At 59.5% G+C, this 17,933-nt stretch carries 11 protein-coding genes; 8 read left to right on the top strand and 3 right to left on the bottom strand.

Annotation, left to right across the window (positions count from 1 at the left end):
• Window positions 1–119 precede the first annotated feature (119 nt).
• Entirely contained in the window at window positions 120–1,949 is a 1,830-nt protein-coding gene (locus AB4N43_RS21085) for a hypothetical protein (RefSeq protein ID WP_460151914.1), read from the top strand.
• A 4-nt stretch (window positions 1,950–1,953) separates the two neighbouring features.
• On the opposite strand, the gene AB4N43_RS21080 is transcribed toward AB4N43_RS21085, so the two are convergent.
• Window positions 1,954–2,283 (bottom strand): PA4575 family protein, encoded by a 330-nt coding sequence (locus AB4N43_RS21080; protein ID WP_027924208.1) that lies wholly within the window; start codon window positions 2,281–2,283, stop codon window positions 1,954–1,956.
• 324 nt (window positions 2,284–2,607) lie between these two features.
• Complete coding sequence (locus AB4N43_RS21075) at window positions 2,608–5,046, bottom strand: Lon protease family protein (protein WP_027924209.1); 2,439 nt, start codon at window positions 5,044–5,046, stop codon at window positions 2,608–2,610.
• A gap of 278 nt (window positions 5,047–5,324) precedes the next feature.
• Between AB4N43_RS21075 and AB4N43_RS21070 the strand changes: the two genes are divergently transcribed.
• From AB4N43_RS21070 to AB4N43_RS21055, 4 genes are all read left to right on the top strand, one after another.
• Window positions 5,325–5,813 (top strand): DUF3015 domain-containing protein, encoded by a 489-nt coding sequence (locus tag AB4N43_RS21070; protein WP_027924210.1) that lies wholly within the window; start codon window positions 5,325–5,327, stop codon window positions 5,811–5,813.
• A 92-nt stretch (window positions 5,814–5,905) separates the two neighbouring features.
• The gene (locus AB4N43_RS21065) at window positions 5,906–7,759 is read left to right on the top strand and encodes an Lnb N-terminal periplasmic domain-containing protein (protein WP_194940753.1); all 1,854 of its coding nucleotides are present in this window, start codon (window positions 5,906–5,908) and stop codon (window positions 7,757–7,759) included.
• A gap of 215 nt (window positions 7,760–7,974) precedes the next feature.
• Entirely contained in the window at window positions 7,975–8,331 is a 357-nt protein-coding gene (locus AB4N43_RS21060; protein WP_059182130.1) for a hypothetical protein, read from the top strand.
• A 70-nt stretch (window positions 8,332–8,401) separates the two neighbouring features.
• Window positions 8,402–8,896, top strand: coding sequence for a GreA/GreB family elongation factor (locus AB4N43_RS21055; RefSeq protein ID WP_460151913.1), 495 nt, complete (start codon window positions 8,402–8,404; stop codon window positions 8,894–8,896).
• Between the two features lie 91 nt (window positions 8,897–8,987).
• Here AB4N43_RS21055 and ettA read toward each other — a convergent pair whose 3' ends face one another.
• Window positions 8,988–10,652 carry an energy-dependent translational throttle protein EttA gene (gene ettA / locus AB4N43_RS21050; protein WP_460151912.1) on the bottom strand — a complete coding sequence of 555 codons (1,665 nt, stop codon included), beginning with the start codon at window positions 10,650–10,652 and terminating at the stop codon, window positions 8,988–8,990.
• Between the two features lie 285 nt (window positions 10,653–10,937).
• Between ettA and AB4N43_RS21045 the strand changes: the two genes are divergently transcribed.
• From AB4N43_RS21045 to AB4N43_RS21035, 3 genes are all read left to right on the top strand, one after another.
• Window positions 10,938–14,786, top strand: a complete 3,849-nt coding sequence (locus tag AB4N43_RS21045; protein ID WP_059182129.1) for a sensor domain-containing protein — start codon at window positions 10,938–10,940, stop codon at window positions 14,784–14,786.
• A gap of 250 nt (window positions 14,787–15,036) precedes the next feature.
• A complete protein-coding gene (gene glyA / locus AB4N43_RS21040; protein WP_059182128.1) occupies window positions 15,037–16,290 on the top strand; it encodes a serine hydroxymethyltransferase in 1,254 nt (417 codons plus the stop codon).
• Between the two features lie 275 nt (window positions 16,291–16,565).
• Window positions 16,566–17,879 (top strand): C4-dicarboxylate transporter DctA, encoded by a 1,314-nt coding sequence (locus AB4N43_RS21035; RefSeq protein ID WP_027924217.1) that lies wholly within the window; start codon window positions 16,566–16,568, stop codon window positions 17,877–17,879.
• Window positions 17,880–17,933: the final 54 nt, after the last annotated feature.

Raw genomic sequence — 17,933 nt, 5'->3', positions numbered from 1 at the left:
CTATCCAGAAGCTGCCAGGAACCATCGAGAAATCCGCCACCTGCGCCGTGTGTCACAAAGTTTTTCTGCTAGTGTCCAGACTATTGACCGCTCAGCGACATCGGACAGGAAGACTGGGAATGGATGTGCGATTGCCTTTAACGAGTGTCGGCATTTGCCTGACGTTGCTGATGAGCGGCTGCTCGCCCGGCGAGGACAAGCATCAGGTCAGCCTCGAGGAAAAAACCGCACAGTTCGAACAATCGCTGGATCAGATCCAGGACCCGAAACTCAAGGACGCCGTGTCCGAGCTCGGCGGCTCACTGCTGCTGCTCGAACGTGCGCAACTCAAGCTCGACAGCAAACCGGTGGAAACCGAATACGGCGAAGATGCCCTCGCCGTGCTCAAGCACTACCCAACGCCACAGGCCCTGGTAGACACCTACATCAATGGCCTGTTCGTGCTGCACAAGGATTCCAGCTCCGATTACCTGACCGACCTGCAACCGGTATTCCCGTTCAACTTCAATATTCCGGCGGCATTCCTGTTCCCCCATGGCCTGGAATGGCAATCGGTGACGCTGAGCAACAAACGGGTCATCCCCTTCCAACCCGAATGGTCGGAAACCGATCCCGGCATCCAGCTCAGCCCGTCGAGCTCCAACCTGACCAACCCCGACGACCTGACGGTGACCTACCCTTTCATCGACGGCCTGGATGTCGACAAGAAGAACCAACCGCAACCGGTGAGCCTGCAAGGCAAAGTCGAAGTGATCGCACCCCGCCGGCTCTACAGCGTTGTCCTGAGCAAAAAGGACGTCGGCCAGACCCGCACCAACGACAACCTCAGCGTCACCCTGTTGAAGCTCGGAAAGAACTACGCCGAAATCGAGTACAACAACAGCGTACCGGTGGCCCCCGAAGTCGGTGAAACACCGTTGAACCCACTGATCGTCCAGGCCAGGGACAGCACCGGGCAATTTCTCTCGCGCTCCGGATCGATCAACGAAACCCCCACGCAAATTGCCTTCTACCAAAAACAACTGGCGAAAATGCAGCAACAGAAAACCTGGAGCGAGGCGTTCGAAAAACAGCTCAATGACGAACAGCGTATGTTCGAGCAGCAGCAAGGCCAGCATTATTCCAAGGTGTACTTCAACGGGCCGATCGAGACCCTTGAAGTCAGCCTGTTGGATTTCTCGACCGCCACCGTCACACGCAAGGACTTGAACTTGCCGGTACGCCGCTTCGACCCACACACCACGGCAAAAACCGTGCAGCCGCTGAACTTGCCGGTGGTGGTGTATGACGATCAGGCGCCAAACTGGCTCAAGGGCGCGACACTGAGTGAGGAGCAGCTGAAAAAAAGCATCAACGTCAATCAGTCGGTGGACGACCCGAGTGCCGCGCGCATCGAATTCGATCACCCCAGAAGTTTCAACGACGAGTTGCTCGGCACGTCATTCAGCCCCGGCAATAGCCCGGTCAGTTTCTTTACCGCGGACAGCAGCGGTAAACGCGATGAGCCGATCGAACTGCCACCGGAGGCCTATCAGGTCGACCCTCTGCGCGGCACGATCACCTACGACCTGAACCTGTTTCCGCAAACGCCGGCGTTCGCCGTGGGCTCCATGCCCTTGTTCCTGGCCACGGTCGACAAGCAATCGCTCGACGCACAGAAATTGCCCAAGGGGCTTGAGCTCAAAGGCAATGCGCTGGTGGTGGATGCGAAACTGTTTCCTGCGCAGGACTGGCGATTTTTCGCCAGGGACGACAGCGGGAACTACCTGAAGGAGATTCTTGCGGTCACTCATGACGCTGGCGCCGATGGTCCGGCGTTATTTGACGTGCACTACTTCTATGGCCAGCCCACACGTCTGGAAACTTATCAGCGAACCGACCTCACCACTGTGCAATATGGTTTCGAGGTCAAACTGGCCAAGGCTGATCTGAGCCAGCTCGACCAATAACCCATCAGTGCTCGAAGCCACCCAGATTGCGGCAACGACCGCCGTTGATTTCCCGCAGCTGGGCTTGCAGGTGCAAACACCAGATTTGGGGATCATCGGCCAGTTCGTAGCCGTGCAGCGTCAGGCTTTCCACAATAGTGTCGAGGATGGATTCAGCCACGAAAGGGCCATGAAACGGGCCTTGTGCCTTGATGGCTGAAGGTTGCTCGCCAGCCATTCCGGCGGCGAAGAGCAAGGTCCACATGCCGGTATCTCCCGCCAAAGGGCGGATGGCACACTCGATACGGGTCACTAGGCCCAGGCATTGACGGGTAAGGCAGAGGTTGCGCGACATGGCGGCGACCCTCGGTAGATCCGGTATTCAGCCCCCGTGGGAAGGCTGTTTCGATCCTGTGATTGCTGTCGATATCCTTGAACCAGAGAATAGAAGAAAAGTCTGGCCAGCACGTCAGGCGAGACCAGAAGGCGCCGAATGGTCATAGTGTGAATATTGACGCCAGACTGATGGCACTTTTACTTGGATTCGCGCAAAAAAATGTGGGAGCGAGCTTGCTCGCGATGAGGCACTAACATTCAACATCTCTGTTGTCTGAAAGTCCGCAATCGCGAGCAAGCTCGCTCCCACAGTGGATCGGGATGAGCCTCAGATTCGTTTGTCTCAGGCCGGCTTGGCCTCGACCAACGCTTCCTGCGCCGCTTCTTTCTCGGCTTCCTTGAGGTCTTCCTCGCTGATCATTTCCGCGATCACCCGCAGGCGCTCCACCACCCGCGCATTGACGCTGCCTTCAGGGAATTCGCCATTTTCATTCGGCGCCCCCGCCGGCTCGCCGACCAACAGGCTCAACGCTTCGTCCGCCTGACGCACCGCGTAAACATGGAACTGCCCCGCACGCACGGCAGCCAGCACCTTCTCGTCGAGCATCAAGGTAGCAACGTTCGCCTGCGGAATGATCGCACCTTGTTTGCCGGTCAGTCCGCGCGCTTCGCAGAGGCGGAAGAAGCCTTCGATCTTCTCGTTGACCCCGCCCACGGCCTGCACTTCACCGAACTGGTTGATCGAACCGGTGATCGCAAAGCATTGCTTGAGCGGTGTTTTCGACAAGGCCGAAATCAGCGTACAGGCTTCGCCCAGCGACGCACTGTCGCCATCGACATAACCGTAGGATTGCTCCAGGGCGATGCTCGCGGAAATCGCCAGCGGGAATTCCTGGGCGTAACGACTGCCCAGATACCCGGTGAGGATCATCACGCCTTTGGAGTGAATCGGCTGCCCGAGGTTGACCTCACGCTCGATGTCGACAATGCCGCTGCCGCCCGGATACACCGTGGCGGAAATCCGCGCTGGTACACCGAAGGCCGAGTCGCCGACTTCCAGCACTGTCAGGCCGTTGCACTTGCCGACGGCGGCGCCATCGGTGTCGATCAGGATGATCCCGGCCAGCATGTCATCAAGAATCCGCGCCGAGACGCGCCCGGTACGGGTGGCCTTGGCCTTGAGCGCACGCTCGATGTGCCCGGCGTCGGTCATTTCATCGCCCGCCAGGTGGCGAATGAAATCCGCCTCGCTGACCAGTTGGAACAGATCGCCGATGCGCGCCGACAAACGCCCCTGGTGTTCAGCCAGACGCGCGCTGTAAGTCGCCAGACGTGCGACGGCATCCGCCGTCAGCGGCGCCATGCCTTCTTCGGAGGTGCGGGTTTTGAGCAACTGGGCGAACTGCTCCAGGCTCTCGTCGACCATCGGGATGTCTTCATCGAAGTCCACCAGGACGCGGAACATCTCCTGGAAGTCCGGATCAAGGTCTTGCAGCGTGTAATACAGCTGACGGGCACCGATGATGATGACTTTGACCGCCAGCGGAATGTGTTGCGGCGTCAGGGTGACAGTGGCCAGTCGCCCCAGTTCACCCAACGGCGATTCCATTTTCAGCTTGCGCGATTGCAGGGCGCGCTTGAGCGCATCCCAGACGAACGGCTCGCTGAGCATTTTTTCCGCTTCAAGAATCAGGAAGCCGCCGTTCGCCCGGTGCAAGGCACCCGGTCGCAGTTGTCGGTAGGTCGTGTACAGCGCACCCTGATCGGTGCTGTATTCAATCCGGCCGAACAGGTTTTCGTAAGTCGGGTGCGGCTCGAACACCACCGGCGCACCGCCGCTGGCCGAATGCCCGACCACCAGGCTCGGCGCGTATTGCTCTTCCAGCAGCTTGCGGGCAATGGCGTCGGTCTTGCTGTCGTCCACCAGTTGCTCGACCACCGTCTTCAGCAGGTAAACCTGCATCGCTTGCAGGTAACCGCATACAGCCGCGTTCTCGGCGTACTTCTCCGACAACGGCGACAACAGCGGCTGCAAGGCCAGGGTAATGGTCTCTTCGTTGAGGTGGCGCAGTTGATTGCTCGACTCACGCTTCCATTGCGGCAGGCTGGCGAGCTCCTCATTCAGACGCTCTTCCAGGCCGGAAATATCATCGTGAAAACGCTCGCGATCAGCTTCCGGCAATTGGGCGAACTCCGCTTCGTCCAGCGCCTTGCCTTCACTCATCGGGGTAAACGCGATGTTGCTGGCGTCGCGATACAGCGCGACTTCTTTCTCCAGGGCCAGGCGCTCGATGACGTCCAGCGCCTTGTCGTAACGCTGGTTGAAGGCGCGGTCGATGGCGCTTTTCTTTTGCTGGTAGGACGGGTGTTCAAACACCGCAGGAAAGGTCGCCAGCAGGTTATCGATCAAGCCGTTGATGTCGCCGATGAAGGCACCGGCGGTGCCCGACGGCAATTCCAGGGCGCGGGGCTCGCGCGGCTCATCGAAATTGTTGACGTAGACCCAGTCCGCCGGGGCCTGCTGGCGTTTGGCTTCGGCCTTCAGGTAGCGTTTGACGAACGAAAACCGGCCGGTGCCGGGTTCCCCCATGACGAACACGTTGTAACCGGGGCGTGGCATGGCCACACCGAACTGCAAGGCTTCGACCGCACGTTCCTGGCCAAGCACACCGCGGAAGGGCTCCAGATCATTGGTGGTAGAGAAGCTGAACTGTTCAGCGGAAAACGGACGGGTCAGCGCTTCAGGCGCTAGACGCAAGCTGGCAGCAACAGGATCAGGCATCGGGCTTCCTTACATCAGGCGGGGCAGATAGCGGCATTCTGGCGCTGCCCATACCCCACTTGCAAGGCGCGCCTCCAGCCAAAGCATAGACAAACTGCCATCCTCAGGCAGGCCGGGGCTAAATCACTGATTTCGGCGAATGTTTTGCAAAAAATCACGGAACCCCGTGATCGTGCCTAAACTCCAAACTGCGCGGCTGGACTAATAACCGGCCCAACTGGCGCCGACACGGGCCAGAACCCCTTGTCCATTGGTATGCACACTAAGAGAACATAGCTATGAAACGGATTCTTCTCGGTACTCTCTTCACCGTTGTATCCCTCAACGCCATGGCGCAAGCCCCAGGCGGGCCGGATTGCGGTTGGGGCAACATGCTGTTCGAAGGTCAGCGTGGCACCCCGGCTCACTTCCTGGCCTCCACCACCAACGGCACCTCCGGCAACGCAACCTTCGGTATGACCTCCGGCACCAACGGCTGCGCAACGAATGCGTCGCTGACCTACGGCGGCAAATCCTGGTTTGCCATGAATGGCATGATGAACGAGCTGTCCGAAGACATGGCCAAAGGTCAGGGCGAAGCGCTGACCACTTACGCCGTGGTCCTGGGCGTGGCGCCGGAAGACCGTGCGCATTTCGCCGCCGTGACTCACGAGCACTTCCAGCAAATCTTCAGCAAGGCTGACGTGACCGCTGAAGACGTGCATACCAACACCCTGGCCGTTCTGAAGAGCGATCCGCGTCTGGCCAAGTACGCCACTCAAGCTTAAGCTCGAACCGCCCGCTCCTTTCGGGGAGCGGATTTATTTTTTTGACCCGCCCCTCCTTGGGTCTTTGTTTTTTTCGACTTAAGTTGCCCACTATGCTCAAACGCCTTGCCTGGCTGGCGCTCTGTGTCTGCGCCCCGCTGGCCGCCGCGCCGCACATCGAACCTCAACGTTTGCAGCAACTGGCCAATGACCCCTTCTGGATTTCCCTGGGCCACTATGAAACCGCCAAGCTCGGCGGCTGGCGCAGCTATGTCAGCGACAAGAAATTCTTCCTTGCGCCCGACGGCAACGAACACCCCGACCATGAACTGGCCGCCACCGTGCAAGCGTTGTACGCCCCGGCCAGCGCCGGCGAACACCACGCCCAATGCGTCTATCCGGCCCGTACCCGCTGGCTGAAAGCACAGCTCAACCTGACCGATCTGCCGACACTGGACTGCCGCGAATTCAAGCAATGGTTCAAGGACGTCTCGCCCCACAGTGCGGTGATGATTTTCCCGGCAGCGTATTTGAACAGTCCGTCATCAATGTTTGGCCACACGTTGCTGCGCATCGACCAGGCTGATGTACAGAGCGACCACACGGCCCTGCTCAGTTATGCGATCAACTTCGGCGCCTACATCGAAGGTTCGGACAACAGCATCCTCTATGCCTGGAAAGGCTTGATGGGCGGTTATCCGGGGCTGTTCGCGCTGGTGCCCTATCAGGAAAAACTCTCGGAATACCGCAGCCTCGAGAACCGTGACTTGTGGGAATACCGGCTGAACCTGACCCAGGAAGAAACCGCACGCATGGTCGAGCATGTCTGGGAGCTGAAACAGATCAAGTTCGACTATTTTTTCTTCGACGAAAACTGCTCCTACCGCCTGCTGGAATTGCTGCAAGTGGCACGGCCGAGCCTGCGCCTGACCGAGCAATTCCCGCTGACTGCGATTCCGACCGACACCGTCAAAGCCGTGAAAGAGGCCGGTCTGGTGGAATCCATTCAATACCGCCCGTCCCGCGAACGTGAGTTGTTAAGTCGTGCCGAACCGCTGAACCCTGAAGAACAGCAATGGGTGCTCAAAGTCAGCGCCGATCAGAAACAGTTGCAGGCGCCCGCGTTCAAGGCGCAACCCAAGGCTCGCCAGGCGCTGATCATCGATGCGGCCTATCGTCTTGAACGCTACCGCGCCAATGGTCAGGAGCGCGACCCGGCGCGGGCTCAGCGCAGTTTCGAACTGCTGCGGGCGATCAACCAGAACCCGGCGCCGGAACTGGATATCCCACAACCCGGCCTGCCCGAGGATGGCCATGAATCGCGCACCTGGCAGGCCGGCATCGGCACCCGCGGTGACAAGGCGTTTGGCGAATACGGCTTGCGCATGGCCTATCACGATCTCAACGACAACGCCGAGAGCTTCCCGCTCGGCGCCCAGATTGAAATCCTGCAAATGAAACTGCGCCAGTACGAAGGCAATCACTGGCAGTTTCAGCAGCTGGATCTGGCGACAATTCGCTCCCTGACCCCGCGCAACGAGCTGCTGCAGCCGCTGTCGTGGCAGGTAACGGGCGGCCTGGAGCGGGTGCCGGGCAAGCATGACGACGAAACCCTGGTCAGCCACGTCAATGGCGGTGGCGGCGGTACCTGGCAATTGGGCGAGGACATGCTCGGTTTTGCACTGGGCACGGTGCGCATCGAACACAACAATGACTTCGCCGAATTCATCGCCCCCGCGGCGGGCTTCAACACTGGCGTACTGTGGAAAAACCCACTGGGCAACTTCAGTCTGGAGACCAAGGGCGATTTCTTCACCAATGGCGAAGTGCGCCGCAACATCAGCCTGAATCAGCAGTGGGAACTGTCGCGCAACCTCGGCCTGCGCCTGAGCGCCCAGCGCGACTTCAGCCACCTCGCCACACCCGAGAACGAAGTGATGCTTGAAGTGAAGTGGTATCACTACTGACTAAAATCCACCGCCCCCCTGTAGGCGTGAGCCTGCTCGCGATAGCGGACTGTCATTCAGCATTGATGTCGACTGTCACACCGCTATCGCGAGCAGGCTCACTCCTACACGGGGATTGGCGTTATCCGACAGATTCATCACAGGCCTTTCACACACGCCTCACGAATCCACTTCTAGACTTCCCTTATAGCCGTTGCACGGCCCGGGAGTTTGAGATGTGGCGCTGCGTTGCAGTCATAGGTGTGTTGATGTTGATCGCAGGTTGCCAGACAACCCACGAAGAGTTGATCTCCAAAGGTTATCCACCGGCTTTCGCCGACGGCTTCGATGACGGTTGCAGCAGTGGACGGCAAGCCGCCGGGGCGATCAGTGGCGAATTTCGCAAAAACGTCCCGCGTTATCTCAAGGACAAGCAGTACGCCGAAGGCTGGAGCGATGGCTTTCGTCAGTGTCAGGCCATGCTCGAGAACCAGAACCGCGATGACTATCGCAGCCACCATTGGGACGACCGGGACAAAGCCTGGCAGCAACAGAAAGACCAGGACGCTGCACGTGCCTATCACTCGCCATGAGTCGCTTACAGACATCCGCCGAAACTAAAGGCCTGCAACCATGGCCCAAACCCTATAACGGGAGAAGACCATGAGCCGGGCATTCGTCAACGAAGATAACGCCGCCGAGCAAGCCGATCAGCCGGTCGAACGGCAGGTCAGCACACAACCCAATTACGTCACACCCACAGGACTTGCGCAGTTGCAGGCGAAAGTCGCCGAGGTGCAAAACCTGATCAATGAACAGAGCGCGAAAGGTGAACTGGCCGACAAACAGCGCCAGGCCGACCTTGAGCGTGACTGGCGGTATTTCAACCAGCGACTGCAAAGCGCTCAACTGGTCGTGCCGGCTTCCTCGACCGACAAGGTACAGATTGGCGCCTGGGTGACCTTTGCCGATGAACAGGGCAGCGAACAACGTGTGCAGTTGGTGGGTGAGGATCAGGCGGATGCCGCCAGCGGATTAATCAATTGGGGCTCGCCGTTGGGGCGGGCGTTGTTGGGCGCGCGGGTGGGGGATGAGGTGGTTTGGAAACGGCCGGTGGGGGATTTGGTGATTGAGGTGTTGAGCATAGATATTGAGTGACCATCAGGCCGCCTTCGCGACTGGGTCTATCTGAACGCCCATAAAAAAACGGAGCCCCGGAGGCTCCGTTTTTTATGCAACCGACCCGATATCAGGCCAGTTTCTTGTGCCGTACACGATGCGGCTGGGTAGCCGCTTCGCCGAGACGCTTGCGGCGGTCGGCTTCGTATTCGGTGTAGTTACCTTCGAAGAACACCGCTTGCGAATCGTCTTCGTACGCCAGGATGTGGGTCGCGACGCGGTCAAGGAACCACCGATCGTGAGAGATCACAATGGCGGCGCCCGGGAAGTCCAGCAGGGCTTCTTCCAGGGAACGCAGGGTTTCAACGTCGAGGTCGTTGGACGGTTCGTCGAGCAGCAGGACGTTGCCGCCCTCTTTCAGGGTCAGGGCCAGGTGCAAGCGACCACGCTCACCACCGGACAGGTCCTTGACGAACTTCTGCTGATCGCCGCCCTTGAAGTTGAAGCGACCGACGTAGGTACGCGACGGGATCTCGTAGTTGCCGATGCGGATCTGGTCCGAACCGTCGGAGATCTGCTGGAACACGGTCTTGCTGCCGTCCAGGTCTTCTCGGCTCTGATCGACACACGCCAGTTGCACGGTTTCGCCGACTTCGATGCTGCCCGAATCCGGTTGTTCCTTGCCCATCAGCATGCGGAACAGGGTCGATTTACCGGCACCGTTACCGCCGATCACGCCCACGATGGCGCCTTTAGGCATGGAGAACGACAGGTTGTCGATCAACACGCGATCGCCGTAACCCTTGGAGACGTTCTTGAACTCGATGACCTTGTCGCCCAGGCGCGGACCGGCCGGGATGTAGATCTCGTTGGTTTCGCTGCGCTTCTGGAATTCCTGCGATTGCATTTCTTCGAAGCGTTGCAGACGAGCCTTGGATTTGGACTGGCGGGCCTTGGCGCCTTTGCGCACCCACTCCAGTTCTTCCTTCATGGCTTTTTCGTGAGCCGATTGCTGCTTGGATTCAGCGGCCAGACGATCGGACTTGGCTTCGAGCCAACCCGAATAGTTGCCCTCGTACGGAATACCGGCGCCGCGGTCGAGTTCCAGAATCCAGCCGGCAACGTTGTCCAGGAAGTAACGGTCGTGCGTGATCGCTACCACGGTGCCCGGGAAGTCGTGCAGGAAGTGCTCCAGCCAGGCGACGGAATCGGCGTCCAGGTGGTTGGTCGGTTCGTCGAGCAGCAGCATGTCGGGGGCGGACAGCAGCAGGCGGCACAGGGCCACACGACGCTTTTCACCACCGGACAGGAATTCGACCTTGGCATCCCACGCCGGCAGGCGCAGCGCATCGGCGGCGACTTCCAGTTGGCGATCCAGGTTGTGACCGTCGCTGGCTTGCAGGATAGCTTCGAGCTTGGCCTGTTCTGCCGCCAGTTTGTCGAAGACGGCATCTTCTTCAGCGTAAGCCGCGTAGACCTCGTCCAGGCGCGCCTGGGCGTTCTTGATCACGCTGACCGCTTCCTCGACCACTTCACGCACGGTCTTGGTCGGGTCCAGGATCGGTTCCTGTGGCAGGTAGCCGATGTTCAGCTCCGGCATCGGACGGGCTTCGCCCTCGAACTCGGTGTCGACGCCGGCCATGATTTTCAGCAGCGTGGACTTACCCGAACCGTTGAGGCCGAGTACGCCGATCTTGGCGCCGGGGAAGAACGACAGAGAAATGTTTTTCAGGATTTCCCGCTTCGGCGGAACAACTTTGCCCAGCCGATGCATGGTGAAGACGTATTGAGCCATGGAGAACCTTGGGTCAGTGACAGATGAATGATTGCAGCGCAGGCGAAGCCCGGCCAGACCGTGCGCGTCGTTCGATTGATGGGGGTCAATGCGTGCGCGCTGAAAAAGTCTGAGTTTAGGAGCTGGAACGCTCCCGCGTAACCGGCAAAGCTACCTGAATGACGGAAGGCAGTCCAGCCGACAGGGGCTGGCACTTAGCCACAACTCAAGGCATGCTAGCCGCCCTTCGGGCGTCAGGCTTATAGTGCACGTCGCGCCAGTCCAGTCAAACCGCAGGATTCCAGTTTGCCTAATGCCACCCCGCCAGTTCCCGTGAGCGCCCCCAGTCCTGCGACCGGCTCGCCCCTGCGCGGAACCTTGAAAGGCGCACTGGCCACCCTCGTCCTGTTACTGCTCGCGCTGCTGTTCTGGCAGTTGCTGGATCAACTTCGCGAAACCCAGAAACACCAGCGCCAATACACCATCGATTACACCGCCGACCTGGCCGCGCAAATCAGCCTGAACATGGCGCTCAACGCCCAGATCGCCCTTAACCTGCTACCGATCGTCGAGCAACCGCAAAGTGCCGACGAACAACAGGCGTTACTGCGCAAGCTGCAGCAGTCATTGCCCGAATTGCGCAGCCTGGCGTTGCTCAGTCCCTCCGGAAAGATTATCAGCGACAGTGCCACTGACAGTCAGGACGCCGACTACCTGAGTGAACTGGTGCGGCGCAGTCACGCCCAGGCGCACTATTTCAGTAATGCCGATGACGGCTCCATGGTGCATCTACTATTGCATCAGGCCAGCGGCAGCACGCGAGGCTATTGGGCCTTACGCCTGACACCGACCTTTTTCTCGGCCCTGACCAAACAAAACGAAGCCGGCATCCGCCCGCTGTGGCTGGTGGAGAACCGCGTCAATCGCCAGATCATCAGCCGCGATGATGCATTGCCGTCAAGCACGCCAACCGTGCTGACGCCAGATGAACTGGCCAGCAGTGTGCTGACCGTTCCCCTGAGCAGCAGCGACTGGCAGTTGCGTGGGTTGTTCGATCGGCAGCGGGTGCTCGAAGACCTGCTGCCGGCCTTCATCGGCAAATGCCTGCTGGGCCTGGCGCTCTCGTTACTGCCCTTCATTGCGTTGCTGAACATGCGCCGGCGTCAACGCCAGGTGCATGAAGGCCGTCGACGTTATCAGGACATTTTCGAAGGAACGGGAGTTGCCCTCTGTGTTCTCGATGTTTCCGGGCTCAAGAACGTTTTCGACAAGGCGCAGCTGAACAGCAGCGAACAATTGCAGGCCTGGCTTGATAATCCGGAACAACGACGGCAACTGCTGCAGGAGCTGCGCATCACCGAGGTCAACCTGGTTGCCCTGCAACTGCTCAACGTCAATTCCTGCGATCAAGCCTGGAACCTGCTGATCGACGGCAATCCGCTGGACGGCACCGCCATCGGCAATCAAGTGCTTGAAGCGGTGCTCAACCAGCAAAACCAGCTGGAGCTGGAAATCAAATTGCAGGGCGCCAATGAGCGTGATCAGCATTTGTGGCTGGTTCTGCGCCTGCCGGCCGATCAGGACGACTATAAAGCGGTGATCCTGAGCATCACCGACATCACCAGCCGCAAGCTGATCGAGCTGTCGCTGCTGGAACGTGAAGGGTTCTGGTCCGATGTGGTGCGCACCGTGCCGGATCACCTGTACGTGCAGGATGTGATCAGCCAGCGGATGATTTTCAGTAACCACCACCTGGGCCAGACCCTGGGTTACGACCGCACCGAACTGCATCAAATGGGTGAGTATTTCTGGGAAATCCTGCTGCACCCCGAAGACGCCGATTTCTACCACCGTTCGCGCCAGACCCAGCGCCAGGCGGGTTACAGTCAATTGATGCAGTGCCAGCTGCGCTTCCGTCATCGCGACGGCAAATGGCGGCGATTCGAGATTCGTGAACAGGCCCTGGCACGGGACAAGCACAATCAAGTCACGCGCATCATTGGCGTGGCCAAGGACATCACCGACCAGATCGAAGCCAGCGAATCGTTGCGCGACAGCGAGCAGCGTTACCGGATGCTCGCCGAAAGCATCAGCGACGTGATTTTCTCCACCGACAGCAAGCTGTCGCTCAACTACGTCAGCCCCTCGGTGCAAGCCGTGCTGGGTTATGACTCAGACTGGATCTTCCAGAACGGTTGGCAATCGATCGTCGCCAACCCGCAACAACTGACCGGCATCTTCACCCTGATGGACCGGGTCAGCAAAGCGCTGGATAAACCCGAGCAACTGGCGCTGTTGCGCAGCCAGGTGCAGACCCAACTGTTCCTGTTCGATTGCCTGCGGGCCGACGGTCGCAAGATTCCCATCGAGCTGCGGCTGGTGCTGGTCTGGGACGAACACGGTGCCTTCGAAGGCGTGCTCGGTGTCGGTCGCGACATCAGCCAGCAGCGCCGGGCCGAGAAAGACCTGCGCATGGCGGCCACGGTATTTGAGCACTCGACCTCGGCGATCCTGATCACCGACCCGGCCGGTTACATCGTTCAGGCCAACGAAGCGTTCAGTCGCGTCAGTGGTTACGCCGTGGAACAGGTGCTCGACCAGTTGCCAAACATCCTGACCGTCGACGAGCAGCAGGAAGCGCATCTGCGCTATGTGCTCAAGCAACTTCATCAAAACAGCACGTGGGAAGGTGAAGTCTGGCTCAAGCGCCGTAGCGGCGAACACTATCCGGCCTGGGTCGGTATCACGGCGGTACTCGATGACGAAGGCGACCTGGCCAGTTACGTGTGCTTCTTCAGCGACATCAGCGAACGCAAGGCCAGTGAGCAGCGGATTCACCGCCTCGCCTACTACGACGCCCTGACCCACCTGCCCAACCGCACGCTGTTCCAGGATCGCCTGCACACCGCGCTGCAATCGGCGGAACGACAGAAGTCGTGGGTGGTGCTGATGTTCCTCGACCTTGACCGTTTCAAACCGATCAACGACTCCCTCGGTCACGCCGCCGGCGACCGCATGCTCAAGGAAATGGCCACGCGCCTGCTCGGCTGCGTCGACGATGACGACACCGTGGCACGCATGGGCGGCGATGAATTCACCTTGCTGCTGCAGCCGAAGGTCAACCGTGAAGTCGCGCTGAACCGGGCGATCCACGTGGCAGAACAGATTCTCGCCAGCCTGGTGAAACCCTTTGTGCTCGAAGGGCGCGAGTTCTTCGTCACGGCCAGTATCGGCATCGCCCTGAGCCCGCAGGACGGCAACGAACTCAGTCAGCTGATGAAGAACGCCGACACGGCGATGTACCACGCCAAGGAACGCGGCAAGAATAATTTCCAGTTTTATCAGGCGGACATGAACGCCAGCGCCCTGGAACGCTTGGAGCTGGAAAGCGACTTGCGCCACGCGTTGGAACAGAACGAATTCGTGCTGTATTACCAACCGCAGTTCAGCGGCGATGGTAAACGCCTGACCGGTGCCGAAGCCTTGCTGCGCTGGCGTCATCCGCGTCGTGGCCTGGTGCCGCCGGCGGATTTCATTCCGGTGCTCGAAGAGCTCGGTCTGGTGGTGGATGTCGGCGACTGGGTGATCGCCGAAGCCTGCCGTCAGCTCAAGACCTGGCACCAGACCAAGGTCCGTGTGCCGAAGGTGTCGGTGAACATCTCGGCGCGGCAGTTCTCCGACGGCCAGTTGGGCACGCGGATCGCCACCATTCTCAGGGAAACCGGCCTGCCGCCAGCGTGCCTGGAGCTGGAACTGACCGAAAGTATCCTGATGCGCGAAGTCAGCGAAGCGATGCAGATACTCGCCGGGTTGAAGAACCTCGGCCTGAGCATCGCGGTCGACGACTTCGGCACCGGTTATTCATCGCTCAACTACCTCAAGCAATTCCCGATCGATGTGCTGAAAATCGACCGCACCTTCGTCGATGGGCTGCCGTCGGGCGAACAGGATGCACAGATTGCCCGAGCGATCATCGCCATGGCCCACAGCCTGAACCTGGCGGTGATCGCCGAAGGCGTGGAAACCCATGAGCAACTCGAATTCCTGCGTGAGCATGGGTGCGATGAGGTTCAGGGGTATCTGTTCGGACGACCGATGCCGGCCAATCGGTTTGAGGCGCAGTTCAGCAATGATGCGCTCTTCATGTTCGACTGAGATTTTGTGCGGCAGCGACCGGCCCTATCGCGAGCAAGTTCGCTCCCACAGGTTTTTGGGGTGTACACCCCCTTTGTGAACACCGCAGATCCACTGTCGGAGCGAGCTTGCTGGCGATGAGGCCAGCACGATCACCGCTGATCCCGTCATGAAGCCCACTTGTCTGCGACATGATGTCCTTTCATATGCCATCTAAAAGCGGTTGGGTTAGAATGCCCCCCTTTTCTGCCCCCGATCCTTGAGGACCGCCATGTTCAGCCGTGATTTGACTATTGCCAAGTACGACGCCGATCTTTTTGCCGCCATGGAGCAAGAAGCTCAGCGCCAGGAAGAACACATCGAGCTGATCGCTTCGGAAAACTACACCAGCCCAGCGGTGATGGAGGCTCAAGGCTCGGTACTGACCAACAAGTACGCCGAAGGCTACCCGGGCAAGCGCTACTACGGTGGTTGCGAGTTCGTTGACGTCGTCGAGCAGCTTGCAATTGATCGAGCCAAGGAACTGTTCGGCGCCGATTACGCCAACGTTCAACCGCACGCCGGTTCCCAAGCCAACAGCGCCGTTTACCTGGCCCTGCTGTCGGCTGGCGACACCATCCTGGGCATGAGCCTGGCCCACGGTGGTCACCTGACCCACGGTGCCAGCGTTTCATCCTCCGGCAAACTGTACAACGCCATCCAGTACGGCATCGACGCCAACGGCCTGATCGACTACGACGAAGTCGAGCGTCTGGCGGTTGAGCACAAGCCGAAAATGATCGTGGCCGGTTTCTCTGCCTACTCGCAGATTCTGGACTTCCCACGCTTCCGCGAAATCGCTGACAAAGTCGGTGCTTACCTGTTCGTCGACATGGCCCACGTGGCCGGTCTGGTCGCCGCTGGCGTCTACCCGAACCCGGTGCCATTCGCTGACGTCGTGACCACCACCACGCACAAGACCCTGCGCGGTCCACGTGGCGGCCTGATCCTGGCTCGCGCCAACGCCGACATCGAGAAGAAGCTGAACTCCGCGGTATTCCCGGGCGCCCAGGGTGGCCCGCTGGAGCACGTGATCGCCGCTAAAGCGATCTGCTTCAAGGAAGCGCTGCAGCCTGAGTTCAAGACCTACCAGCAACAAGTGGTGAAAAACGCCAAGGCCATGGCCGGCGTATTCATCGAGCGCGGGTTCGACGTGGTTTCCGGCGGTACCGAGAACCACCTGTTCCTGCTGTCGCTGATCAAGCAGGAAATCTCCGGTAAAGACGCTGACGCCGCTCTGGGCAAGGCGTTCATCACCGTGAACAAGAACTCCGTGCCAAACGACCCTCGCTCCCCGTTCGTCACCTCCGGCCTGCGCTTCGGCACTCCGGCGGTAACCACTCGCGGCTTCAAGGAAGCCGAGTGCAAGGAACTGGCTGGCTGGATCTGCGACATCCTGGCTGACCTGAACAACGAAGCGGTAATCGACGCCGTTCGTGAGAAGGTCAAGGCCATCTGCAAGAAACTGCCGGTGTACGGCGCTTAATTGCACCGCTAGACCAGCAACATGAAAAACCGGCCAGAGATGGCCGGTTTTTTTTCACCTGTGATTTTTTCGAGGGTCGAAAAGGCTCAAGATCGGGGCATTCCGCGCAACTGGTAAGACCGGTCATGCCGCTGATGCAATTTCTGCTTGCGACCACCTAAAACCTGCGTCTAGACTGCGCCTGCACTGGACATACCGGTAAGACCACAATAATTAAGTCCTGAATCTGATGCGCCTCGCGCACGGCAGCCAGGACACCGACCAGGATTCCTCCCATGCTCAGATGGTGCTCGCGTTCAATCTTCCTTCAAGTGGTTCTCGGACTGGTGCTCGGCATCGTCTGCGGGCTGACCCTTCCCGAATACTCCGCCCAGCTCAAACCCCTCGGCGACGGCTTCATCAAGCTGATCAAGATGCTCATTGGCCTGATCGTGTTTTGTGTGGTGGTCAGCGGCATCAGCGGTGCCGGCGATCTGAAGAAGGTCGGGCGCATTGGCCTCAAATCGGTGATTTACTTTGAAGTGTTGACCACCATCGCCTTGGTGATCGGCCTGGTCTTCGCCTTCAGCACCGGCATCGGCAGTGGCGCGAACATTCATCTGGATCAGCTCTCTGCTGCCGACATGGGTGACATCGCCCAGCGCGGCCAGCACATGCACACCACCACGCAATTCCTGATGGACCTGATCCCGACCTCGGTGATTGGCGCCTTCGCCGACAACAACATCCTGCAGGTGCTGCTGTTTTCGGTGCTGTTCGGCAGCGCGTTGAACCTGGTGGGCGAAGCGGCCTCGGGCATCTCCCGACTGATCAATGAACTGAGCCACGTCATTTTCCGCATCATGGGCATGATCGTGCGCCTGGCGCCGATCGGCGTGTTCGGCGCCATAGCCTTCACCACCAGCAAATATGGCCTGGATTCGCTGCAGCATCTGGGCAGCCTGGTCGGCCTGTTTTACCTGACGTGCGCCGCTTTTGTGTCGCTGATCCTCGGCCTGGTGATGCGCCTGTCCGGCCTGCGTATGTGGCCGCTGCTCAAGTACCTGCGCGAAGAACTGCTGATCGTCATGGGCACCGCTTCGTCAGACGCCGTGTTGCCGCAAATCATGCGCAAGCTTGAGCATCTGGGCATCGGCAGCTCGACGGTCGGGCTGGTGATTCCGACCGGTTACTCGTTCAACCTCGACGGTTTCTCGATTTACCTGACCCTCGCCATCGTGTTCATCGCCAACGCCACCGGTACGCCGCTGGCCATGACCGACTTGCTGACCATTTTGCTGGTGTCCTTGATCACGTCCAAAGGCGCCCACGGTATTCCCGGCTCGGCGCTGGTGATTCTCGCGGCCACCCTGACGGCGATCCCGGCGATTCCGGTGGTTGGCCTGGTGTTGGTGCTCGCGGTGGACTGGTTCATGGGCATCGGCCGGGCGCTGACCAACCTGATCGGCAACTGCGTTGCCACCGTGGCCATCGCCCGCTGGGAGAAAGACATAGACATCCAGCGCGCGAACAAGGTGCTTTCCGGTCAGGTGGGTTATACCTTCCAGCCGAGAAAACCGGTCGCGCCGGCGCACCAGCAGGAATTTTGAATTAAGTGGGAGCCTGCCAGACGGCGGGCTCCCCTGCCTTTATCCATGGAGCAA

The sequence above is a fragment of the Pseudomonas sp. S2_B07 genome, from assembly GCF_054668435.1.
Note: the sequence above shows the minus strand (reverse complement) of the source record. Positions and strands in the feature narration are given on the sequence as shown.